A 22555-nucleotide genomic window follows, 5' to 3' on the forward strand; every position below is an offset into this window, starting at 1 on the left:
CGTGTCGTTGCCGAGAAGGCCGTAGAGGCTGTCCGCACCGGACGTGCCGATGATCTTGTCGTTGCCCGCCGTGCCGACCGGGTCGGTGGTTTCGAGCACATCGGTTACCGTGATGGTCAGCGTCTGGGTGTCGGTCGCCGTGCCGTCACTGGCGGTCACGACCACATCGTAGACATTGTTGGCGCCGACATCGCCCGGAGCTTCGAAGTTCGGGGCGACCTTGAACGTCAGCGCGCCGGTCACCGCATCGATGGCAAACAGCGCCGCATCGGCACCGCCGACCGAATAGGCCGGCGTCGTCCCGGTATCGGCATCGACCGCGTGGACGGTCGTCACCGCGGTGGTGTTTTCCGCGAGCGAGATGGCCGCGGTGGCCCCGCCGAGGTTGGAATCGATCACCGGGACATCATTCACCGCGTTGATCGTTGCTGTGAGCGAGGCGGCCACGCTGCCACCGTTGCCGTCAACCACCGAGTAGGTGAAGGCCAGTGCGCCGTTGTAGTTGGCAGGAAGCGAGACCGTCCAGCTGCCGTCCAGGTTCTGGCTCGCGGAGCCGTTATTGACGCTCAGCGAGCCGATCGAAAGCGTATCGCCTTCAACGTCGGTGAAGCCCTGCAGCAGCTGCGCCTTGGTCACCGTGTAGGCGGTGTCCTCGGTCCCGTTCGCCAGCGTGGCCTTGGTGCCGGTGAGCGCCGGGGCGTCGTTCACGGCATTGACCGTGGTCGTGAGCGAGCCGGCCACGCTGCCGCCGTTGCCATCGACAACCGAGTAGGTGAAGGCCAGCGCGCCGTTGTAGTTGGCAGGAAGCGAGACCGTCCAGCTGCCGTCCGGGTTCTGGCTGGCGGAGCCGTTATTGACGCTCAGCGAACCGATCGAGAGCGTATCGCCGTCAACGTCGGTGAAGCCTTGCAGCAGCTGCGCCTTGGTTACCGTGTAGTCGGTGTCCTCGGTCCCGTTCGCCAGCGTGGCCTTGGTGCCCGTCAACGCCGGGGCGTCGTTCACGGCATCGACGGTTGCTGTGAGCGAGGCGGCCACGCTGCCACCGTTGCCGTCAACCACCGAGTAGGTGAAGGCCAGTGCGCCGTTGTAGTTGGCAGGAAGCGAGACCGTCCAGCTGCCGTCCAGGTTCTGGCTCGCGGAGCCGTTATTGACGCTCAGCGAGCCGATCGAAAGCGTATCGCCATCAACGTCGGTGAAGCCCTGCAGCAGCTGCGCCTTGGTCACCGTGTAGCTGGTGTCCTCAGTCCCGTTCGCCAGAGTGGCCTTGGTGCCGGTGGGCGCCGGCGCTTCGTTCACGTTCGTGACCGTGATCGCAAGGTCCTGTGTGTCGGTCTTGAGGCCGTCAGAAGCGGTGATGGTCACATCGTAGACGTTGTCAGCGCCCGCATCGGCTTTCGTCTCGAAGTCGGGCGCGGTCTTGAAGGTGAGCACGCCGGTCGCGGCGTTGATGTCGAACGCGGAGGCGTCCGCGCCGCCGGTGATCGCATAAGTCACCGTGTCGATTGCGTCGTCGGTGGCGACGACCGTGGTAACCGCCGTGCCGTTCTCCGCCACCGAGATCGAGGCCGTGGCATTGCCGCCGTTGCTGGTGATCACCGGCGCGTTGAGCGCCACCTTCATCAGCAGCAGCTGGCCGCCCTCGACCAGTTCGCCGCCCACCGACTTGTGCGACTGAACGTCGAGCAGATAGGCCTTGGTGTTGGCATCGCCGAACGTCGCGGTCACATCGATGACGCCCGAGGATTCCTCGTCGTTCGTGATGAAGTTCGCGCCGCCGGGCTGGAAGCGGGCCGGATCATGCACCGCGATCTGCGTCAGCTTGTCCGTCACCGGATCGTACTGCCAGATCTTGCCCAAGTGGTCCTGAGTGCCGACGTCTTCCTGCAGGATCACCTTACCGTCGGCGTTCACCGTGATGTTGTCCAGCATCTTCTGGCCTTCGGTGCCATCAAGCACCGCGGTGATCGTGCCGCCCGCTTCCGGATTGGCGATGTCGTTGAAGGTGAACTGATAGAGCCGCGAGGGCGACGTGAAGTTGTTCGTGGTCACGAAGTAGCCGCGCGCCGGGTTGGTAGGATCCCAGCTGATATCTTCCGGACGCAGGAAGGTCGTCACGCCGGCAGCATCGCTTGCGGACTGCAGCTGGGCTCCGGTCTTGCTCTTCACATCGCCGAGATCGACCAGCGAGAATGTGCCGTTCGCCGCGGTTGCGTTCGTCTCCGCGTTGCCCGAGGCGTTGAGGTTGTCGACCTTGAAGCCAAAGAGCTTGCCGTTGGTGAGGCCGGCCTTCTCCACCGCAGTGCCGGTGTCCGTCTTAGTGCCGATATAGACATAGACTTGGCCGGGCGTCGAATCGTCGGTGCCCAGAACGATCGTCTTGTCCTGCGTCACAAAGCCGTTGGCGACCGCATTTTCGTGGCTGAACTTGCCCAGCCCGGCCAGCTCGTAAGCCGTGCCATTCTCCGCACCGCTCGCCACCACGCCAAGAAGCTTGCCTTCCGCGCCGCTTTCCTCGCCAGTGAGAAAGATCTTCTCCTGCGTGCCCTTGCCGGTTGCCGCGTTGTAGAACGCGTTGGTCGGGGCCAGATCAGCCGAGCAGAAGCGGGTGAACGCAAAGGTCGCCGTCTCGAACGCCCCGGTTACGGGGTTGTACGCCTTGTAGGTCGAGAAGGCATCGCCGCCCGAAATCACCGAAAGGTCGGTCTTGTTGATGATCAGCTTGGAAACATAGGCGCCCTTCGCCCCGTGATCGCGCACCACACCCAGCGTGTTGCCGATCTCGTGGTTGGTCAGCACCGTCACCGTGCCGTCGCCGTTGTCGAACATGCCCAGACCATCGGGGATGCCGCCGAACAGATAGGTGCCACCACCAACCTTGCTCGTCGCATCGCCCGTCGTGATGATCGCCTGGAACGTCACGTTCGACTGCGTCCCAACCAGATAAGGCGTCTGGCTGCTCGTCGTGTCCGCAACGTTCGTCACCGTCACCGCCAGCGCCTGCGTGTCGCTCAGGGTGCTGTCCGAGGCCCGGACAATCACGTCATAGACGTTGTTGCCGCCCGCATCGGTCGGACGCTCGAAGTTCGGCGCGTTGACAAAGCTCAGCGCACCCGTCGTGGAGTTGATCGCAAACTTGGCCGCATCCGCGCCGCCCGCAATCGTATAAGTGATCGTCGTGCCCGCATCGACATCGTTTGCGGTTACCGTGGTCACCACGGCGCTGTTCTCGGCAACGTTGATCGAAGCGGTATCCCCGCCGTCGTTGCTGGTGATCGTCGGCGCGCTGTTGCCGGCTTCGGCGACCTCATAGGTCACGATCGAGCCCTGGCTGGTGCCGCCGGTGCCTTCGTTCGACACCACATAGAGCGCCTTGCCGGTCGGGCTGTCTGCTGCACTGATGTAGATGCCGCCTTCGGGGCGCTGGTAAGCCGTGTCACCGGTGCCGAAGCCCGAACCGTTGGTGGCTCCGGCGGTGAAGGCCGATGGGCTGCTGGCAAACGTCACGAAGCTCGGGTCGGTCGGATTGGTCACGTCGTAGACCATCGTGCCGGCGAAGCGCTCGAGCCCGACGAAGGCATAGACCTTGCCGCCGATCACGGCGGTGGTTACGCCTTCGGGTTCGGATCCCTTGTTGTCGCTGCGGGTGTCGTCAAAGTTCTGCGGCGAGATCGCAGCAACGGTCTCATCGATGTGCGAGCCGCTGTCGAACACGCGGTTGCCGTTGGCATCCAGGATCGAGAACGACCGTCCGCCGTAGGTGATGATCTGGTCGATTTTGCCGTCATTGTCGATATCGCCGCGCAGGCCGGGCAGATTGGAGACGGTCAGTCGGCCGATACCATTGGGGCCAGTGCCCTTCAGCGTCGCAGCGTTGGGAAAGATGGTCGGATCAAGGATATAACCGGCGTTGCCTACCGTGGTGGTCTCGTCCGGGTTGAGGAAGTCGTTGCGATCATCACCCTCGTTAGCGATGATGTAATAGGTCTGGCCGCCTGTGGTGAAGCTGGCGATGGCATCGGGCTGGTAAAGGCCGAACACCTTCACGCCGGTCTGGAGGTTGATCGAAGTGCCGTTGCCGGCAGCATTGTCGCGGTCGCTGCCGTCAAACTTCAGCGTGCTGAAGTCCTTCAGACCCAGCGGCTTGATATCGGTGACGGTGGCCGTCGCGATATCGACGATGGCGATGCTGTTGGCTTCCTGCAGCGTGACCAGCGCCTTGGTCCCGTCCGGCGAAATGGCGATGTATTCAGGCTCAAGATCCTGCGCGACGGTGGTGCCGGCGCTCGAGAAGGCGGGAACCGACGTGAACAGGCGGACGCCGTTGGAAATCAGCGTTGCGGCCTGGCTGTTGTAGGCATCGAACCCGGCGGTCTGCACCGTCGCATTGGCGGCGCCGGTCGAGATGTCGATGATGCTGATCGAGCCAACCGGGTTGGTGGTCAGCTGCGCACCCGCCGTCTCAAGGTTCGGTTCGCCCTCGTTGGCGACAAGGATCTTGGTGCCGTCGGGCGTGAACACGAGATTGTCGGGCACCGCGCCGACGTCGACGGTCTTGAGCAGAGTGCCAGCGGTGTTGAACAGGAACACCTTGCCGTTGTCGGTGGGTGTCGCCGCGTTGACAGCAACGGCAACAATTCCGTTCTTGATCGCCACGCTGTTGACGTCATTTGAAGAGCCGGCAGTGCCAGTGAAGGTAATCGTCTGGGTAACCGTCGGGCTGGCCGGATTGGACAGATCGACCACCCGCACGCCCGAGAGCGACGTCACCCAGAGGGTCTTGGTGGCCGCATCGAAAGCCGAGATTTCAGCACCCGGCAGTTTCAACGCGCTTACCTGGGTAAGGCCCAAGGCGTTCGAAGGAGTCGTGGTCAACGGCATGATTTTGATCCCCAGAAGATTGGTTGTGTTTGTTGTGGCGTAAGGTCGTCGCGTGCGGTCCGATCAGGGCGCACGTGGCTTATGGAATGATTTGCATGAGCGGCCTGGCCAGCGACGCACGGATCGACCCGGCCCCGCCGCCTTGAGTGGATGCGATGATTTCGGCGCCGACGCCGCTGAACACCGAGGCGACATTGCCAAGGCGCAGCAGCACGGCATCATTGGTCGCGGTCGGCGAGCTCACCCCCTGGAGGGTGGAATCGGCCACGTCGTCAATGACGGTTCCGGCGATCATTGCAGGCATAGATTTGCTCTCAGCAGAGGTTCAGATCTTGTGATTGCGTTAGGGTCGGAACAGGTAAATGATGGCGAGAAAAATAGAATAGTTCGACCGTATTTTCCGAATTTTCGATACTCCGAAATCAACGGTCAATAAAAAGCAGGACTGTTAGTTCAGACACGACTACCCGCCGCACGGTTTACGCGCGCAGGCCGACGATCTAAAAAACGAAATCCCTTGTTAACCGGGACCTAACCGTGATTCGTGAAATTCCTGTGACACTGCCAATGTGTCAGCACGGTTCTGCAGCCATTCCAAAGACTGTTTGCGGCACAACAACCTAGTTCTGAACGCCGGTTGCAATAACCTCGAAATTCAATAGGATTTTATATTTCAGACACACTTTGACACGATAATCAATAAAGGCAATCTTACCAGCTTTCGGCGTGAATATCGTCCGCACGCAGCACAACTAGCGCGCTTTATTGATCACGCGTGATTTAGTACAGATACCTAAGTATTCTTTAACGCTCCGTACGGTTAAAGTTTATCGCCCCAATAACCAAGGTAACCAGCGCGTCGCGCGCAAAAATAGAATGGCCAAAAAGCAAATGAACATTTGTTCATTTTCGGAGCGCCGCCCGACCAATCTGATTAACCGCGATCGCATCGGGAAGACCGCTGGCGCCTGTCATCGTGGACGAGTAGTGCGCGCGCGTCAGGCCGGGCCGAAATCGGCTCTGTTGCGGTGATCACGAATGTTCGGAAGGTGCGTTAGTACCGCCGGGCCACGGCGAACTCCGCCGCCTCGGTCATCGCAGCCTTGGCCGCGCCCGCAGGGAATTTGGCAATCGCATCGATCGCGCGCTGGGCATAGTGCCGCGCGCGTTCGCGGGTGGCGTTCACCGCCTCGTGCTTGCGGATCAACGAAACGGCATGGGCCAGATCCGCATCGCTGTTGCGGTCTCCGGCAATTGCTTCCTGCCAGAACGCACGCTCCTCTGCCGATCCGCGCGCGTAGGCGAGGATCACCGGCAGCGTCATCTTGCCTTCACGGAAGTCGTCGCCTTGGTCCTTGCCCATTTCGGAGGCGTCCGAATCGTAGTCGATCGCATCGTCTGCCAACTGGAACGCGATGCCGAGGTTGCGGCCGTAGGAATCGAGCGCGAGCTCGTCCGCCTCGTTGCGCTCCGCGACAACCGCAGCGATGCGGCAGGCGGCGGCAAACAGTGCGGCAGTCTTGGCGTTGATGATCGCGAGGTAGCGCTCCTCGCTCGTTTCCACCTGCCGCTGCGCGACGAGCTGGTCGACTTCGCCTTCCGCGATCACGGCCGAGGCGTTGGACAAAATGCGCAGCACCTTGAGGCTGCCGTCCTCGACCATCAGTTCAAAGCTGCGGCTGAAAAGGAAATCGCCGACAAGCACGGTCGCGGGATTGCCATAGATGATGTTGGCGGCCTTCTTGCCGCGCCGCATGTCTGAGCCGTCGACAACATCGTCGTGCAGCAAGGTCGCGGTGTGGATGAACTCCACCGTCGCCGCCAGCTTGTAGTGCCGGCTGCCGCCGTAGCCCAGCAGCGAGGCGCTCGCGAGGGTCAGCATCGGGCGCATGCGCTTGCCGCCGCCGGCGATGAGATGGCCGGCAAGCGCCGGGATCAGCGGGATGCGCGATTGCATCCGGCTCAGGATCACTTCGTTGACACTGTTCATGTCATCGGCCACGAGCGCCATGAGCGGCTGCAGCGAAGGCTCGGCGCGGCGGGGGAGCGGATGGATGGTCGCGGTCATCACCCGCTCGCTTGGCCTGCCCACCGGCGCTTGGCAAGATGCAAGTTGTGCCACTGTGGGGCCCATGCCCCTCGGCACAGGGTCGTCGAAGGGAGATTTGGGATGAGCGAAGACCCGGTGCTGGCAGGCTTTCGCCAGAGCATCGACAATATCGACGCGGCGATGATCCACATCCTCGCCGAGCGATTCCGCATCACCCAGGCGGTCGGCGCCTACAAGGCGGCGCACCAGTTGCCGGCCAGCGACCCCTCGCGGGAGGAGCGCCAGATCGCCCGGCTGCGTGCCCTTGCGGTCGATGCCAAGCTCGATCCCGAATTCAGCGAGAAGTTCCTGCGCTTCATTATCGAGGAAGTGATCCGCCATCACGAGCAGGCCGCCGGGGCGGCGGGGTGAGCTACCTCGAGAATGCGTGGTACGTCGCGGCCTGGGCGGAGGAGATAGCGCCCGGGCAGCTTGTGCCGCTGGAAATTCTGGGGACGCGCGTGGTCCTCTTCCGCCGCGCCGATGGCACACCCGCCGCGCTCGAGGATGCCTGCCCCCACCGCAAGCTGCCGCTCTCGATGGGGCGGCTGGCGGATGATGCGGTGGTCTGCGGCTACCACGGCCTCACGTTCAATGCCGTCGGCACCTGCATAGCCGCGCCGACCCAGGCGGCGATCCCGCCCAAGGCCTGCGTACGCGCCTTTCCGCTTGCCGAACGCTACGGCCTCGTGTGGATCTGGATGGGCGATCCCGCACGCGCCGATCCGGCGACACTTATCGACATCCCGCAATGGGGCGCCCCCGATTGGGGTTACAATCGCGGCCCGGTGATGACGGTCGATTGCCACTACCTCTACGTGGTCGACAACCTGCTTGATCCGACCCACGTAACCTGGGTCCACCCCGGCTCGTTTGGCGACGCGGCCTGCGGGGCGGTGCCGATCGAGACGACTTCCGCGCCCGGGGGTGTGACGGCGTCACGCTGGCTGGTCGATGTCGAGCCTGCACCGTTTTACGCCAAGCATCTGAAATTCTCCGGCCGCGCCGACCGCCACCAGCATTACGAGATGCGCTATCCCTCGAACGCGGTGATCAAGGCGGTGTTCGTGCCGGCGGGCACCGGCGGGCATGGCCGGCCGCTCCACCCCGATGCTTTCCTGATGGACAGCTTCAATTTCCTCACCCCGGTCAACGCGCGGCAGACGCGCTATTTCTGGTTCCAGCTGCGGAACTTCGCGCCTGATGACGATGCCGTCTCGCGCGAGTTCACTGACGACGTGCGGCACGCTTTCGAGGAAGACCGCGTGATCCTGAACGCAGTGCAAGTCGGCATGGACTCCAGCGCCACGCCGACGATCGACCTCAAGAACGACCTCGCCTCGCACCGCTTCCGCCAAACGCTGGCGCGGATGATCGCGGCAGCAGGCTGAGCTTCCCGCAGACGGTACCCCACCCCTGCTAACCCTTCGACAAGCTCGGGGTGAGCGGAATTGGGAGCTCCTAGACCGCGATCAGGAAGTCACTGAAGGCAAGCGTCGGCGCCCCTGTCAGCACTGCCACCTGAACCGCGGCGGTCGCGCCGGTGCCATCGGCGTCATACCACAGCGCCCCGGTCGCGGTGTTGTAGATGAACCGGTCGGTCGCATCGTGCGCCGCGTTCACCCCGTTGCCCGACCAGAAGGCGTCCACGCTCATCGCACCCGTCGCGGCAAAGCCGGTGAACACCGCGCGGCTGATCGAAAGCACATCGCTCGCCGAGGTGAAGTCCTGCACCGTGTCGAGATTGGTTGACGCATTGGGCGCGGTGTCGAACACGAAGGTGTCTGCCCCGGCGCCGCCGTTCAATGTATCGTTGCCATTACCGCCGGTCAGCCGGTCGTTGCCGATGCCGCCCTGCAGCGTGTCGTTGCCCAGCCCGCCGATCAGCGTATCGTTGCCGTCCATGCCGGCCAGCACATTGTTTGCCGTATTGCCGGTGATCAGGTTCGCATCAGCATTGCCGGTGCCGTCGATGGCCGAAGTCCCCGAAAGCGTGAGATTGTCGACGTTGGCGGCCAGCGTCCAGCTCAGCGAGGCGGTGACAAGATCGGTTCCCCCGCCCGCCACCTCGGTGGTCACGTCGCCCGCGTTGTCGACCACATAGCTGTCGTTGCCAGCGCCGCCGACCAGCGTATCGGCCCCAGCGCCGCCATCGAGCACATCGGCGCCGCTGTTGCCGGTGATCACATTGGCCAGCGTGTTGCCGGTCCCGCTATGCGAGGAACTGTTCGTGAAGGTCAGGTTCTCGAGATTGGCGCCCAGCGTGTAGGCGGCGAGCACGGTCTGAACCGCATCGGTGCCCTCGCCGACCGCTTCGGTGACCACATCGCCGGCCACATCGACGACATAGATATCATCGCCCAGCCCGCCGACCAGCGTGTCGTTGCCCGTACCACCGTTGAGCGTGTCGTTGCCGCCAAGGCCGGTAAGGACGTTGTTGGCACTGTTGCCGGTCAGCACGTTGGCATCGCCGTTGCCGGTGCCGTTGATGGCCGAGGTGCCCGAAAGCGTGAGGTTCTCGAGATTGGCCCCCAACGTCCAGCTGATCGAGGCGGTGACGAGGTCGGTGCCCTGCGCCGCCGCTTCGGTCACCACGTCGCCCACGTTGTCGACCACGTAGCTGTCGTTGCCCGCGCCGCCGATCAGCGTGTCCGCCCCCGCTCCGCCATCAAGCACGTCGTTACCGCTGTTGCCGGTGATCACGTTGTTGAGCGTGTTGCCTGTCCCGCTGTGCGCCGAGCTGTTGGTGAAAGTCAGGTTCTCGACATTGGTGGTCAGAGTGTAGGCCGCCAGCACGGTCTGCACTGTATCGGTGCCCTGCCCGGCCTGCTCGCTGACCACGTCGCCGCTGGCATCGACGACGTAGATGTCATCGCCAAGCCCGCCAGCCATGGTGTCGTTGCCCGCTCCGCCGTTCAGCGTGTCATTGCCGCCAAGCCCGCTCAGCACGTTGTTCGCGCTGTTGCCGGTGAGCACGTTGGCATTGTCATTGCCGCTGCCGCCCAGCGCCGCCGAGCCCGAAAGCGTGAGGTTCTCGATATTGGCCCCGAGCACCCAGGTCACCGAACTCGTCACGAGATCGGTCCCCCCGCCGGCCGCCTCGGTCACCACGTCGCTGGCATTGTCCACGACATAGCTGTCATTGCCCGCGCCGCCGATCAGCGTGTCGGCCCCCGCGCCGCCATCGAGCACGTCGTTGCCGCTGTTGCCGGTGATGACGTTGTTGAGCGCATTGCCGATCCCGCTGTGCGCCGAGCTGTTGGTGAAGGTCAGGTTCTCGACATTGGCGGCGAGCGTATAGGCTGCGAGCACGGTCTGCACCGTGTCGGTGCCTTCGCCCACCGCTTCGGTCACCACATCACCGGTCGCATCGACGACATAGGTGTCATCGCCCAGCCCGCCGACCATGGTGTCGTTGCCGCTGCCGCCGTTCAGCGTGTCGTTGCCGCCAAGCCCCGTCAGCACGTTGTTCGCACTGTTGCCGACAAGCACATTGGCATCGCCGTTGCCGGTGCCGTTGATCACCGCGCTCCCGGACAGCGTGAGGTTCTCGACATTGGCCGAAAGCGTGTAGGTCACCGCGCTCGTCACGAGATCGGTACCTTGCGCGGCGAGTTCGGTGACCACGTCGCCCACGTTGTCGACCACATAGCTGTCGTCGCCGAGCCCGCCGACCATGGTATCCACGCCCGCGCCGCCGTTCAACGTATCGTTGCCGCCAAGGCCGGTCAGGACGTTATTGCCGCTGTTTCCCGTGAGCACATTGGCATCGCCGTTTCCGGTGCCGTTGACCGCGGCAGTGCCGCTCAGCGTCAGATTCTCGACATTGGCAGACAGTGTCCAGCTGATCGAGGTGTTGACCAGATCGGTCCCCTCGCCCGCCAGTTCGGTGACCACGTCGCCTGCGTTCTCGACGAAATAGGTATCGTTGCCCTGCCCGCCGACCATCGTGTCGGAACCCGCCGCGCCGTTGATCGTATCGTTGCCGCCAAGCCCGATCAGCACGCTGTTCGCGCCGTTGCCGGTGAGCACATTGGCATCGGCATTGCCAGTGCCGCTGAGCGCGGCAGTACCTGTCAGAGTCAGGTTTTCGACATTGGCGGCAAGCGTCCAGCTGATCGAGGAGGAGACGGTATCGGTGCCCTCGCCCACCGCCTCGATCGTCGTGTCGCCCGCATTGTCGACGGTGTAGGTATCGTTGCCTTGTCCGCCGACCATGCGGTCCGCGCCCGTTCCGCCATTAAGCGAATCGTTGCCGGTATTGCCGATCAGCACGTTGTTCAGCGTGTTGCCCGTGCCGCTGTGGGCGCCGCCATTGGTGAAGGTCAGGTTTTCGACATTGCTGCCCAGCGTATAGCTTGCCAGCGTCGTCTCGACCGTATCGGTGCCCTGCCCGGCCTGTTCGGTGACCACGTCGCCGGCCGCATCGACGACATATAGGTCATCGCCCAGCCCGCCGACCATGGTGTCGTTGCCGGTGCCTCCGTCGAGCAGGTCGTTGCCGCCCATCCCGTTCAGCGTGTCATTGCTGCCAAGACCAAGGATCTGGTCGTCGCGCCCGTCGCCGGTCAGCGTATCGACGCCGGCGGTGCCGGTGATGATCCTGTAGGCGCCGTAGCTGTAGACCTGCGCCTTGATGCTCGTGCCGTCCGCATCCCCGCCCAGGCCGCTTCCGTCGCCCCATGCGATCACGAAGCCGCCGCCCAGCAGGCTGCTCACCACCGGGCGCTCCTGATAGTCGGAGGTGACGGTGTTGATCACCAGTTCGGTGCCGTTTTTGGAGCCGTCGCCGTTGAAGATCTGCGCCTTGATGTCGCTGTCGGTGGCGGTCACGAAATGCTGCCAGGTCACTACGAAGCCGCCGTTCGGCAGGCTGGTGACCGAAGGGAAATCGCGCTCGCCGGCACTAGCCGCGCTCACCGTCAGCGCGGTGCCCACCTTGGCCCCGGCGCTGTCGAACATCTGCGCCTTGATGAGTGTATCGGGCTCGCCCACGCCGGGCTTCGAATCCTGCCAGGTCACCACGAAGCCGCCGGTCGAAAGCCCGGTCACCGCAGGCAGCGACTGATCGCTCTGCACTTCGGCATCGACGGTCAGCTCCCCGCCTACCTTGACGCCGCCCGCGTCGAACAGTTGCGCCTTCATGGTCACGGCGGGCTGGCCCGTCTGGGGATCGGTGGCATTGCCGTCGATCCACGTCACCACGAAGCCGCCGCCCGTCAGGCTCGTCACCATGGGTTGGGTCTGGTCGCCGGTGGTCTGGGTATTGACCCGCACCGCGCTGCCAGCCGCCACACCTGCGGCGCTATAGACCTGCGCCAGCACGCCGGCACCGCTCGTATCGCCGGCCGATCCGGCATAATCCTGCAAGGTCACCACGAAGCCGCCGCCGGCAAGGCCGGTGATCGTCGGATTGTGATTTCCGGGCAGGTTGTTGCCGCCCTGCTGTGTCCACGTCTGTGAATTGACCAGGAATGCCGGCGTCGTCACCGCGCCTGCCGCGCTGTAGACCTGAGCCTTGATCTTGTAATCCGACTGGATGCCCGCTTCGGTCCAGGTCACCACGAACCCGCCGCTGGAAAGGCTGGCGATCGTTGGGAGAGACTGATCGGCTGTCATGCCATTCAGCACGGCGAACTCGCTGCCGACCTTGGCACCGGCTGCGTTGTAGATCTGTGCCTTGGCCACGCCGAGCCCGCTGGGCGCGGAATAGTCCACCCAGGTCGCGACGAAACCGCCGCCGGTCAAACCCGTGATCGAAGGCAGGTCCTGGAAGCCCGTGACCTGGGTGTTGACCAGGAACTCGCTGCCAGATTTTACAAATTCCACCATTCCGCGTCCCCAACTGCCCCCGCGCCGCTTGCTGGTTAACAGGCACGGGGCCTCGTTAACGGCGGCAGGTGCACGTCATGCCATTCGGGCCGGACCTAGCGGATAAGCGTTAAAATTCTCCGCTGCACCGCGGGGCTTTCAGCGCGGCGCAAGCGGCGGATATGCGGGGAAATGCAGGCAATCTGCAGGCCGGCAAGGTAAAGCGTACCTGGCCGCATTCCTTGCGCGATGATCAGGATATCTACGTAGAGGGCGGTGACCGCCCCGCTTAATCGCCCAGTGGCACGCCGGGCAGCTGCTTGGCGGTGCGGATGGTAAGCGAGGTCTTGACGCTCGCCACATTGGGCGCAGGCGTCAACTTGCTCGTGAGGAACTCCTGGAAGCTCTGCAGGTCGCGGCTGACGATCTTGAGGATGAAGTCGATCTCGCCGTTGAGCATGTGGCATTCGCGCACTTCGGGGAGGGTGCGCATGTGCTCCTCGAACTGGCGAAGCGATTCCTCGGCCTGGCTCTTCAGGCTGACGAGCGCGAAAACGGTGATGGCAAAGCCCAGTTTGGAAGGGTCCAGATCGGCATGATAACCGCGGATTACCCCGGCTTCTTCCAGCGCTCGCACCCGCCGCAGGCAGGGCGGCGCGGTGAGGCCGACGCGCTGCGCCAGCTCCACATTGGTCACGCGGCCTTCGTCCTGCAGTTCGGCGAGCAGCCGCCGATCGATCCCGTCGAGTGTTGCCATGATCCTCTTGTGCCCTGCGTGTGCCCGGTTGCCCGAATTCCGCCACCCCGCCGCCGAACCTGCCAAAAGCGATCCGGTCACTGGTTAACGGCCTACCGCATCATGCCGCCGCAGCGGTCGGCATGCAGGGGGTAATCCGGCCAATCTTGGTAACTTTCCACACCTTGTGCGGCTGCGAACGATAATTTTGTTGTTTAATATCGCAATCGTCCCACAATGCAACGCAATCAACAGGACCCTTCCCGACCCCGCGCATTTTGTTAGGGTCCCGGTAACCACCACGGGCGGCGCCTTCGCGCGCGTCCGCGACGCGGAGAGCGCATGATTGTCGACGATCGCCTTGAAACCGTGCTGCGCACCGTCGCGGCCGGACCAGGCGCGATTGCCACGCAGATGCGCCAGCTTGTGGACTTGCTCGGCCGCACGCCCACCCCGCATTGGACCGGCACGCACGCTGCCGCGCTGGACCGGATCGATTCGCTGGGCGCCATGCTCGGCGATGCGCCAAGTGCCGCACTGATCCGCACCTGCAGCCTGCGTTCACCACATCTTGTTGCGCACCTTGCCGCGGCCAGTCCCAAAACGGCACTGGCCGCGATGATGAGCGCCCGCCTTGCCGAGCAGGAATGGCTCAGCCTGATCCCCAACCTGCCGGTGCCTGCACGCGGCTTCCTGCGCCACCGCCGCGATCTTGGCCAAGCGGTCGAGGCACTGCTCGCGCGGCTGGGGATCACTGATTTCGCTCTGCCCCTGCCGGAAGGGTTCGAACCGCTGGCGCTGGCTCAGCAGCCGGAACTGGCGCCGCTGCCGCAGACTGCCCCCGTTGAGGACATGCCGCCCGTCCTTGCACCAGCCGCCCCTCCCGCTCCGGAAGAGCCGGCCCCGCTCGCTCCGCCACGCCCGGCGCCCTTCGCGGCGGGAGAGGGCATCAGCGCGATCATCCGCCGGATAGAGGCCTTTCAGCGCGCACGTGCGGCGCAGACCGTCGATGCCCCGGGCGAACCGGCGATGCAGACCCGACTGCCTTTCGCCGACGAACCGCAGCCCGCCCCGCGCCCGGTCACCGCGATCGACCTTACGCTTGATGCCTATGGCACCGTGGTCGCAGCGGACCGCGCCTGCGCTCCGGCGTTCGTCGGCCTCAGGCCCTTCGCTGCCGATCCCGATGCGCCGATTGCATGCGATCCAGCCACTCGCGGTGCAGCACTTGCGCGGCTGCCAATTGCGGGCGGGCACCTCACGCTGGAAGGCACCGGGGCTACGGCGGACGTTAAGGGAACCTGGCGGATCGATGCGGTACCGCGCTTTTCCGCCGATGCGGGGCATTTCATGGGGTACCATGCACGCCTGCGACGCCCGCCTGCCGCAGCAACCGCCAAGCCGGCCAACGACGACACGCCCGGCCGCAGCGCCGATCGCCTGCGCCAGATGCTGCACGAGCTGCGCACGCCGATCAATGCGATCCAGGGCTTTGCCGAACTGATCCAGCAGCAGTTGCTCGGCCCCACGCCCCACCAGTACCGCAGCCTCGCCGCCGGGATCGCGTCCGATGCGGCGCGCATGCTGGCGGGCTTCGAGGATGTCGAGCGCCTGGCCGTGCTCGAAGCCGCACCGGCCGGCAAGGCGCCTGCCAACGCTGCGGACGAGACTGACATCGGCGCGCTGGTGGGCCGGCTGGTGCACCAGCTCGATCCGGTGCTCGCCCCGCGCGAAGTGCGCCTGCGCTGCGTTCTGCCCGATGGGCCGCTTCCCGTCGGTGCGGCGAGCGAGGAGCTGGAACGACCGCTGTGGCGGCTCCTTTCGCTCGCTGCGAGCATGGCCGTCCCCGGCGAGGATCTGGCGCTGACCTTGCAAGCCGCCACTGGTCAGGCGCGGCTCGTGCTGCCGCTGCCCGCCGCGATCGCCGGTCGCGAAGATGCCGCACTTACGGGGGGCGAGGGAATGGCCGGAATGGCTGGCGGCGGCGCGGCCATGCTGGGCGGCGGCTTTGCCCTGCGCCTCGCCCTGGCCGAGTTCCGCGCCCTGGGCGGGGTCGCGGAGCGAGGCGCCGCGACGATTGACGTCACGCTGCCACTCTTGACCGACGCGCCGCAGACACTTAGCCACATCCTTTAAGTAAATGCAGGTCGGCCGAGCCATGGACCAGACGTGCTAGGAGACATCCGGGGAGTGGCGCTGCCGAATATTCTCGATGTGCCGGGCGAGGCGGATCGCGTGCGCTTTGACGCGGGCTTCGGCCAGCGCTTCATCGTCACCGTCGATACCGAGGAAGAGTTCGACTGGACCCAACCGCTCGGCCGCACCGGCCACGGCCTCAGCCACGTGCCGCGCCTCGCCAGGTTCCAGCAGTTCTGCGAGGGGCTCGGGATCGCGCCGATCTACCTGATCGACTACCCCATCGCGACCGATCCCACCGTGGTCGAGGCGCTGGGGGCGGCGGTTACCGCAGGTCGCGCCGAGATCGGTGTGCAGCTCCACCCCTGGGTCAGCCCGCCGCACGACGAGGAAGTGAACGGCTTCAACAGCTACGCCGGCAATTTGCCGCCCGAACTGGAAGCGGCCAAGTTCAATACCCTGAAAGACGCGATCGAACGCGCTTTCGGCACCGCCCCGCTGATCTACCGCGCAGGGCGCTACGGCGTCGGTCCGGCCAGCGCGGGCATTCTGCGCGAGGCAGGTCTCGCCATCGACACGTCGGTGCGCGCCCGCTTTGACTACAGTTCAACTGGCGGCCCCAATTTCCGCGACCACCCGGTCGTGCCTTGGTGGATCGACCGCGCCGCCGGGCTGATGGAAGTACCGCTCACCACAGTCTATTGGGGTGTGCTGCGCCGTCAGGGCCCGCTGTTGTATCCCGCTATGTGGCGCATGCCCAAGTTGCGCGGTCTGCTTGCGCGCATGTCACTGCTCGAGCGTATTCCGCTCACCCCCGAAGGCGTGAGCATCGAGGAGGCGATCAAGGGCATCGACATCGCGCTCGACGACCACCTGCCGCTGCTGGTGTTCTCGTTCCACAGCCCCTCGCTGCGCCCCGGCCTTACCCCCTACGTGCGAGATGCGGACGGGCTCGACCAGCTCTACGACTGGTGGCGCGCGGTCTTCGCCTATCTCAAGCAGCGGCATGTCCGCCCCGCCAGCGTCGCCGAGATCATGGCCGCCGCGCAAGTTTGAGCCCCGCTTGCCAAGCCCGCACCGGCGCACTAACTCACGCGGCCAAGGTGGGCCTGTAGCTCAGCGGTTAGAGCTGGCCGCTCATAACGGCTAGGTCGCGGGTTCGAATCCTGCCGGGCCCACCACCGCCTCCCAAACCCCAGCATTTCCCGGAAACTCCCGGAAGTGTTGGGGTTTCGTCAACCACTTGGTCCTATGGTTGGTCCTAAATAGGGGCCAAACATGAGTGCATCAAAGCGGCGGGTCGAAGGCTACGACTACCTGTATCAGCGCGGCCACAGTTATGAGGTGCGCGTGCAAGTGCCGCAGCCGTTGAAGGCCATTGTTGGTAAAGGGGAACTGAAAAAGTCGCTGGGAAGCGACATGAGGCAGGTGGGCAAAAAGCACCCCGGTGTTCTGGCTGGGTTTTTGGCTCAACTTGAGGCCGCGCGGGAAAGTGGCAGCACCGATAATCACCGACCAAATCACACCCGCAATCGACCGACGCCGGAGCAGGTGCACGCGGCTTGCTACGCTCACTTTCTGCGAATGTCCCGGAACATGCGCGGCAAAGTGGCCTACCCCACAGGAGATAATCCTCGAACACTCCCGAACCGGATTGCGGGCTTTCAATCCATGATCGAAAATCAGGTCAGCGCCCACGAAAATGGCGCTTGGTCGATCATGGCTGGTGATGCCGAGCGCCTTTGCGATGAGTATGGCTGGACGCTCGCCCCTGACGACGAGTTGTTTTACGATCTCTGCGGCTTGATGATCCGAGCACGCACCCAGTGCTATCGGAATGAGGTAAGGCAGTTGCAGGGCATCAGGGGACCGGACCCAGACGCCGACCCAATGTTCGGACCTGCCCCGCCCGTCCCTTCAAAGCCCTCCATGACCTTGGGCGATCTCGTCACCAAGTTCACGTCGGCGCGCGATGTCAACTGGTCAACCTCGACCACCAAGAACTACACCATCATCTTCCGGGTGATCGAAGAACTGTGCGGCAAGGACACCCCACTCGCTGATATTGACACCGACTTCTGTATCGGCGTCCGAAAACATCTGCTTGAGGTGCCGTCCAACTATCAGAAACGCCCCGCCACACGCGGCAAGACGCTGATGGAAGCAATAGACATCGCCGCTCGTGAGGGTCTCCCAAAGATCAGCCCGGCAACCGTCAACAGCCACTTGAGCAAGCTAGGCGCGATCATCCGCTACGGGCGCGATCAGGGCTGGATCGTCGGCAACCCCATGGCCAAGATCGAGGTCAAAGACCCCGTCGCCGACGAAGACAAGCGTGACCCGTTCAAGGTCCACCAACTCAATGCCATCTTTGCCTGCGAACCTTGGAGCAGCGGTCCCGGCGCGGCTGTGACGCGCCCGTCTCGCTACTGGGCACCTTTGATCTCGCTCTTCTCCGGCGCGCGCCTTACCGAGATATGCGGCCAGTTGGTCAGCGAGATGATCGAAGAACACGGGGTTCGCCTGTTCGATTTTCGTCATCGGCCCGGCGTCCGGGACATGAAGAATGACAAGAGCCGCATGGTGCCGGTCCATCCAAGTCTGATCAAGCTAGGCTTCTGGGATTACGTCGAAGAAGCCCGCGCATCGGGGCGCGAGTTGCTGTTCCCGGATGTATCGCCTAACAAGCTGGGTAACTGGGGCGATCCAACATCCAAGTGGTTCACCCGGCTGATTGATCGGCTGGGTTTGAAGGGGACCGCGTTGTGCTTTCACAGCTTTCGCCACACCTTCGAGGATGGTCTCAAGGAGATCGACTTTGCCGACACTCCCATAGGCAACGTCATCACGGGCCGGGTATCGCCGGGAGTGTCGAAGAACTACGGCTCAAAATACACGGTGACGAAACTGGCCGCTGCCATCGGGAGGGTTGATTTCAAGGGACTGGAGTTGCCCGAGGTGATGTTCACAACGGGAAGCGCCGTATGAACCGAAACTAGCTCTCGGCCCGTCCTTCGCCTCGGATGCGCTCATATCCGGGGTTCAAAGGCTTGGGCTGGTCAACCAACCGATAACGAGATCCACCATCTGCCATGCAGGAGGTAATCGGGTAGCCTACTTTCCGCAGAGTGGTCAGCGCAGCGTGCACAGTGTTGGCTTGCCAACCGGTGGCCAAGGCCAAGTCACGGATGGATATTCCGGCTTCGCTGCGCAGAAGTCCTATCAGCAATGCCTGCTTCGTTCCCGGTCGTGGTGGTCTAAGTTCGCTCACGCTCGTTTCGGCCTTGCAACTTCCGGAAGAAGTTCTGTCCTTAGAGCACGTCCACAGCAGGGAAAACAGGCGAAAACGGAGCCAAAGGCGGTTCACCTCTGTTCTGGTCCGGGGACGATCTCGGCTGCCGACAGGACACCTTTCCGGTGGTCCAACTGTGGAAGGAGAGGCCCCAGAGCCACGACATGGAGCTAAACTGGAGCTAGGCTGTGTTTGAAGCGTGTGACGGGCGATGGGAGTGCTGCTTGGCATCACTTTGTGTTCCTGCTATGTTCACGACGTAAGGAACGATCATGCTGACTGCCCAACTCGATCAAACCCGCCTCGACGTATCGCCAACGCTCGACCCCAAGAAGCGGTCCAAGCTGGGGCAGTTCATGACGCCGGGCAAGATCGCCGAGTTTATGGCATCCAAGTTCGGCGAACTACCAGACGACGTGCGCTTGCTCGACGCGGGCGCGGGCATGGGCGCGCTCACCGCAGCCTTCGTTCTGGAGGCGTGTAAGCGGACCCGAAAGCCGAAGTCGATAGACGTCACCGCCTATGAGGTTGATCCGTCGCTGGCGGTGATCTTGCGCGAGACTTTGGCGGCCTGCGCCGACCAGTGCGCAGAGATTGGTATCGCATTCCAATCGCGCGTTATGCTCGCTGACTACATCTTGGACACTTGCCAACCGTTGCTCGCAGAACGGCGCGCCTACAACTGCGTGATCCTCAATCCGCCGTATGCAAAGATCGGCTCCGGTTCGGATTGGCGGGCGGCATTGCGCACGCTGGGGATCGAAACAGTCAACCTCTATACCGCCTTCGTCGGCCTCGCCGTGCTCCAAATGGAACGGGGTGGCGAACTGGTCGCCATCACGCCCCGGTCATTCTGCAACGGCCCCTACTACCAGCCGATCCGCGATCTAATCCTTGGCGAGTGCGCCTTGCAGGCACTTCACGTTTTTGAGGATCGGCGTACGACCTTCAAAGATGACGATGTCCTGCAAGAGAACCTGATCTTCCAACTCCGCAAGGACGGCGATCAGGGCACAGTTCGGCTGTCAACCGACGCTGGCATGGCCCGCGATGTTGCGTTCGCAGAGATTGTCTCCCCGCAAGATCGTCATCGCTTCATCCGCTTGCCGGTGGCCGGAAACGACCTGGCCCAACAGGTGCAGGCACTGCCATGCCGATTGGTTGATCTCGGCATTGCCGTTTCCACGGGGCGGGTCGTGGACTTTCGTGCGAAAGAACACCTCCGCAAGATGCCCGGCGTGGGCACCGTCCCGCTGATCTACCCGGCTCACTTCGAGAACGGGCGCGTCGGTGGCGCAATCTCGGACTTCAAAAAGCATAACGCGCTGGCCGACAATCCGGCCACGGCATCGCTGATCGTGCCGGGCGGAACCTACGTCCTGACCAAGCGGTTCTCGGCAAAGGAAGAGAAGCGCCGCCTTGTTGCCGCCATCTATGAAGGTGGGCGCGTGGGGTTCGAGAACCACCTGAACTACTTTCACGCAGGTGGGCGCGGTTTGCCGCAGCGGCTTGCGCTGGGCCTTGCCGCCTACCTCAACTCCGAAGCCGTGGATGAGTATTTCCGCACGTTCTCCGGCCACACGCAGGTCAACGCGACCGACCTGCGGAACCTGCACTACCCGACCATCGCCCAGCTTGAGGCACTAGCGGACGCCGCCGACATCGACGCCGCCGTGCGCGCGCTGCTCTAGCCTTCCACTTTGAACTGCTTGGCCGGGTCGCCTTGTATCCAGAGGTAGCTGCCAACGGCGAGATTGGTCTGAACCCCTTGCCGGGCAGCGGCCTCTTTCCATGAACGATAGGTCGTAGTGAAGCCGACGCCTGCCTTGCCGCATCGGGCGGCGAGCCTTGTCATCTGCGCCACCTTGTGCAGATCGACCTCTCCGTCGCTGGTCACGGCCTCTATCACCCAAATATGGTCGGTCTCGGGATGCCAAAGCAGCACGTCAGGCATGGCATCCTCCAACAGTAGCTCGATCCCGGCTGCGGCCAGTTTCTTGCGCTCCGCCGCTGTGATCCGGTCGCCATCGCTATCGTCGATGTAAAGCACCTGAAAGCCGGGCAAGAAGCGGGGCGCATAGTGATCGGCGCTGGCGCGGATGAGGTCCGCGTGCCCGTTGTCGATTTGCTTGCGGGCAGCTTCGGCCATCTCGGCCTGAAACGAACGCCGTTCGCGAGCCACGTCCTCTTGTGCCCATTCGCGCAGCATCGCCGCCCATTTACCCGCTGGGGCCTTCAAGATCGCTTTCAAGCCCTCGTTCAGGCGATAGCTGGAGTTGGGCGACTTGGCTTTGACGTGCCCGGAGATGAACGCGCCATCCTGCAACGTGATGGCCTCGAACCCGCCAAGCTCGCGCAGCGGCTTGATCCAATAATCCCGGCCCTCGCGGTCTAGTTTGGTATGCCCACGTTGCAGGATGCCTATGTGGCAGGCCAGATGGGCCGTGGTAGCGCCATCCGCGAACTTCGTTCCAGCGGGAGCCTTGGAGAACCAGCTATCCGTCTGATCGTCGAGCAGCGCGAAAACGCCATCCACGAGATCGTTGTTTGTGCCGAGGTGCAGCGCGGTCAGAACTTCGCGGATGCGTACCTTCGTCACGCCTTGGAAGCTATCCGGAGTGCCACCGGTTTTCTGACGTATTGCAGTAACGGTATCATGCAGCGCCATCGGCTCATTCCTCTTTGTGATCGGCAGAAGCCCGATTGTCGCCAGCAATAAGTTGCTCGGCTTCATAGGCCATCCGCACCATGTAGCTTTGCGCCAGCCTAGCAACTCCCAACGGCGACGCATCCTGTATGGACTTGCCAAGATGCGCTGTTGGAGGCCGATACTCATTCCGGCCACGATCTTGAACAGGGATGAGGATGACGTGCGGCGGTATGTTCTCAATGACCTTGGCCATATCGCCGTTTGGCAGTCGCGCGGTATTGCCATCGAAAACGACATTGGAGAGGTCGATTTGCAGACTGTCCGGAACTACGATCTCCAAGGTCGCCCGTCCGGGCACCGCTTTCGTTGCGTTCTCAAGTCCGTGCTCTTCATCGTTACGCGCTTGATACAGGTATTGAAGCAGTTCATCGGCCCTGCGTTCGCTAGATTTTGAACCAAACCACTGACGGGACTGCGGTGAGACTTTCGCACCTTGTTCGAGAGCCGTGTAGATCGACTTGTAGGCCGTCAGAAATGAGAACCACGCATCGGTAAACGCCTCGAAGGTGCCGCCCGCATCTAGCTCCCGGATAGCCTTGTCGATGTTCCGAAGCCTACTCCTTGCCTTTTCGAGCGCCCTCGGGTCCAAACTCGTACCTCCATGATCTGAATGACGGCCAGTTACATCATCTATTCCGTCACCACCACCGCTGGCGTCTCGCATCAAAAGACCTTGCCCCAGCGCGACAAGCGCGCGACCGCGAAAACCCGTCTCACTGGAATGGGCTGGAACCGAGTGAGGCATTGTCGCGCAGGATCATAGAACCATGTGCGCCGCTGCACCGTGTTGGCCCTCTAGGCGTGACCGTAGAGCGTTGCTCTCAAGTCCTGCAATCCGGCCTCTGCGGGGCCTTCGTCTGACAAAAAATCATGTCCGAATAGTGACTTGGGCTCGACTTTGTG

General features: G+C 63.2%; 14 protein-coding genes and 1 tRNA gene. 7 read left to right on the forward strand and 8 right to left on the reverse strand.

Annotation, left to right across the window (positions count from 1 at the left end; genetic code table 11):
• The 3 genes from WCL10_RS18120 to WCL10_RS18130 form a co-directional block, all read right to left on the reverse strand.
• Positions 1-4878 (reverse strand): choice-of-anchor I family protein (locus tag WCL10_RS18120; protein ID WP_336897051.1); only part of this gene is annotated, 4878 nt, incomplete at its 3' end.
• Between the two features lie 79 nt (positions 4879-4957).
• Positions 4958-5182 carry a hypothetical protein gene (locus tag WCL10_RS18125; RefSeq protein ID WP_336897052.1) on the reverse strand — a complete coding sequence of 75 codons (225 nt, stop codon included), beginning with the start codon at positions 5180-5182 and terminating at the stop codon, positions 4958-4960.
• A gap of 750 nt (positions 5183-5932) precedes the next feature.
• Positions 5933-6946 carry a polyprenyl synthetase family protein gene (locus tag WCL10_RS18130; protein ID WP_336897053.1) on the reverse strand — a complete coding sequence of 338 codons (1014 nt, stop codon included), beginning with the start codon at positions 6944-6946 and terminating at the stop codon, positions 5933-5935.
• Between the two features lie 102 nt (positions 6947-7048).
• Here WCL10_RS18130 and WCL10_RS18135 point away from each other — a divergent pair, with 102 nt between their 5' ends.
• Positions 7049-7339, forward strand: coding sequence for a chorismate mutase (locus WCL10_RS18135; protein ID WP_336897054.1), 291 nt, complete (start codon positions 7049-7051; stop codon positions 7337-7339).
• Positions 7336-8358: an aromatic ring-hydroxylating dioxygenase subunit alpha gene (locus tag WCL10_RS18140; protein WP_336897055.1), complete on the forward strand. Its 1023-nt coding sequence runs from the start codon at positions 7336-7338 to the stop codon at positions 8356-8358. Before WCL10_RS18135 ends, WCL10_RS18140 begins: the two co-directional genes overlap by 4 nt.
• Positions 8359-8428: 70 nt before the next feature.
• Here the strand turns inward: WCL10_RS18140 and WCL10_RS18145 are convergent, their stop codons facing one another.
• Both WCL10_RS18145 and WCL10_RS18150 read right to left on the reverse strand, forming a co-directional pair.
• Complete coding sequence (locus WCL10_RS18145) at positions 8429-12799, reverse strand: calcium-binding protein (RefSeq protein ID WP_336897056.1); 4371 nt, start codon at positions 12797-12799, stop codon at positions 8429-8431.
• 268 nt (positions 12800-13067) lie between these two features.
• Complete coding sequence (locus WCL10_RS18150; protein WP_336897057.1) at positions 13068-13535, reverse strand: Lrp/AsnC family transcriptional regulator; 468 nt, start codon at positions 13533-13535, stop codon at positions 13068-13070.
• A gap of 321 nt (positions 13536-13856) precedes the next feature.
• Here WCL10_RS18150 and WCL10_RS18155 point away from each other — a divergent pair, with 321 nt between their 5' ends.
• The 4 genes from WCL10_RS18155 (at position 13857) to WCL10_RS18170 (ending at position 18638) form a co-directional block, all read left to right on the forward strand.
• A complete protein-coding gene (locus WCL10_RS18155; protein WP_336897058.1) occupies positions 13857-15650 on the forward strand; it encodes a histidine kinase dimerization/phospho-acceptor domain-containing protein in 1794 nt (597 codons plus the stop codon).
• A gap of 54 nt (positions 15651-15704) precedes the next feature.
• On the forward strand, positions 15705-16706 hold the full coding sequence (locus tag WCL10_RS18160) for a polysaccharide deacetylase family protein (protein ID WP_336897059.1): 1002 nt from the start codon (positions 15705-15707) through the stop codon (positions 16704-16706).
• A gap of 49 nt (positions 16707-16755) precedes the next feature.
• Positions 16756-16831, forward strand: a tRNA-Ile gene (locus WCL10_RS18165).
• Between the two features lie 97 nt (positions 16832-16928).
• Positions 16929-18638: a phage integrase SAM-like domain-containing protein gene (locus WCL10_RS18170; protein ID WP_336897060.1), complete on the forward strand. Its 1710-nt coding sequence runs from the start codon at positions 16929-16931 to the stop codon at positions 18636-18638.
• Between the two features lie 7 nt (positions 18639-18645).
• On the opposite strand, the gene WCL10_RS18175 is transcribed toward WCL10_RS18170, so the two are convergent.
• The gene (locus WCL10_RS18175; protein WP_336897061.1) at positions 18646-19173 is read right to left on the reverse strand and encodes a DUF3489 domain-containing protein; all 528 of its coding nucleotides are present in this window, start codon (positions 19171-19173) and stop codon (positions 18646-18648) included.
• A gap of 41 nt (positions 19174-19214) precedes the next feature.
• Here WCL10_RS18175 and WCL10_RS18180 point away from each other — a divergent pair, with 41 nt between their 5' ends.
• A complete protein-coding gene (locus tag WCL10_RS18180) occupies positions 19215-20633 on the forward strand; it encodes an Eco57I restriction-modification methylase domain-containing protein (protein WP_336897062.1) in 1419 nt (472 codons plus the stop codon).
• Here WCL10_RS18180 and WCL10_RS18185 read toward each other — a convergent pair.
• Together WCL10_RS18185 and WCL10_RS18190 are read right to left on the reverse strand one after the other, a co-directional pair.
• On the reverse strand, positions 20630-21610 hold the full coding sequence (locus WCL10_RS18185) for a BsuBI/PstI family type II restriction endonuclease (RefSeq protein WP_336897063.1): 981 nt from the start codon (positions 21608-21610) through the stop codon (positions 20630-20632). The genes WCL10_RS18180 and WCL10_RS18185 overlap by 4 nt on opposite strands.
• A 4-nt stretch (positions 21611-21614) precedes the next feature.
• Complete coding sequence (locus WCL10_RS18190; protein WP_336897064.1) at positions 21615-22316, reverse strand: hypothetical protein; 702 nt, start codon at positions 22314-22316, stop codon at positions 21615-21617.
• Positions 22317-22555: the final 239 nt, after the last annotated feature.

Origin of the sequence: Novosphingobium sp. (assembly GCF_037133355.1) — a bacterium.
GTDB lineage: Bacteria > Pseudomonadota > Alphaproteobacteria > Sphingomonadales > Sphingomonadaceae > Novosphingobium.

Excerpts from the sequence above, each read along its gene's own strand:
- WCL10_RS18150 (WP_336897057.1), bottom strand. The coding sequence starts at position 13,535 with ATGGCAACACTCGACGGGATCGATCGGCGGCTGCTCGCCGAACTGCAG.
- WCL10_RS18185 (WP_336897063.1), bottom strand. The coding sequence starts at position 21,610 with ATGGCGCTGCATGATACCGTTACTGCAATACGTCAGAAAACCGGTGGC.
- WCL10_RS18135 (WP_336897054.1), top strand. The coding sequence starts at position 7,049 with ATGAGCGAAGACCCGGTGCTGGCAGGCTTTCGCCAGAGCATCGACAAT.
- WCL10_RS18175 (WP_336897061.1), bottom strand. The coding sequence starts at position 19,173 with ATGCCAAGCAGCACTCCCATCGCCCGTCACACGCTTCAAACACAGCCT.
- WCL10_RS18130 (WP_336897053.1), bottom strand. The coding sequence starts at position 6,946 with ATGACCGCGACCATCCATCCGCTCCCCCGCCGCGCCGAGCCTTCGCTG.
- WCL10_RS18180 (WP_336897062.1), top strand. The coding sequence starts at position 19,215 with ATGCTGACTGCCCAACTCGATCAAACCCGCCTCGACGTATCGCCAACG.
- WCL10_RS18190 (WP_336897064.1), bottom strand. The coding sequence starts at position 22,316 with ATGCGAGACGCCAGCGGTGGTGGTGACGGAATAGATGATGTAACTGGC.
- WCL10_RS18145 (WP_336897056.1), bottom strand. The coding sequence starts at position 12,799 with ATGGTGGAATTTGTAAAATCTGGCAGCGAGTTCCTGGTCAACACCCAG.
- WCL10_RS18155 (WP_336897058.1), top strand. The coding sequence starts at position 13,857 with ATGATTGTCGACGATCGCCTTGAAACCGTGCTGCGCACCGTCGCGGCC.
- WCL10_RS18125 (WP_336897052.1), bottom strand. The coding sequence starts at position 5,182 with ATGCCTGCAATGATCGCCGGAACCGTCATTGACGACGTGGCCGATTCC.
- WCL10_RS18170 (WP_336897060.1), top strand. The coding sequence starts at position 16,929 with ATGAGTGCATCAAAGCGGCGGGTCGAAGGCTACGACTACCTGTATCAG.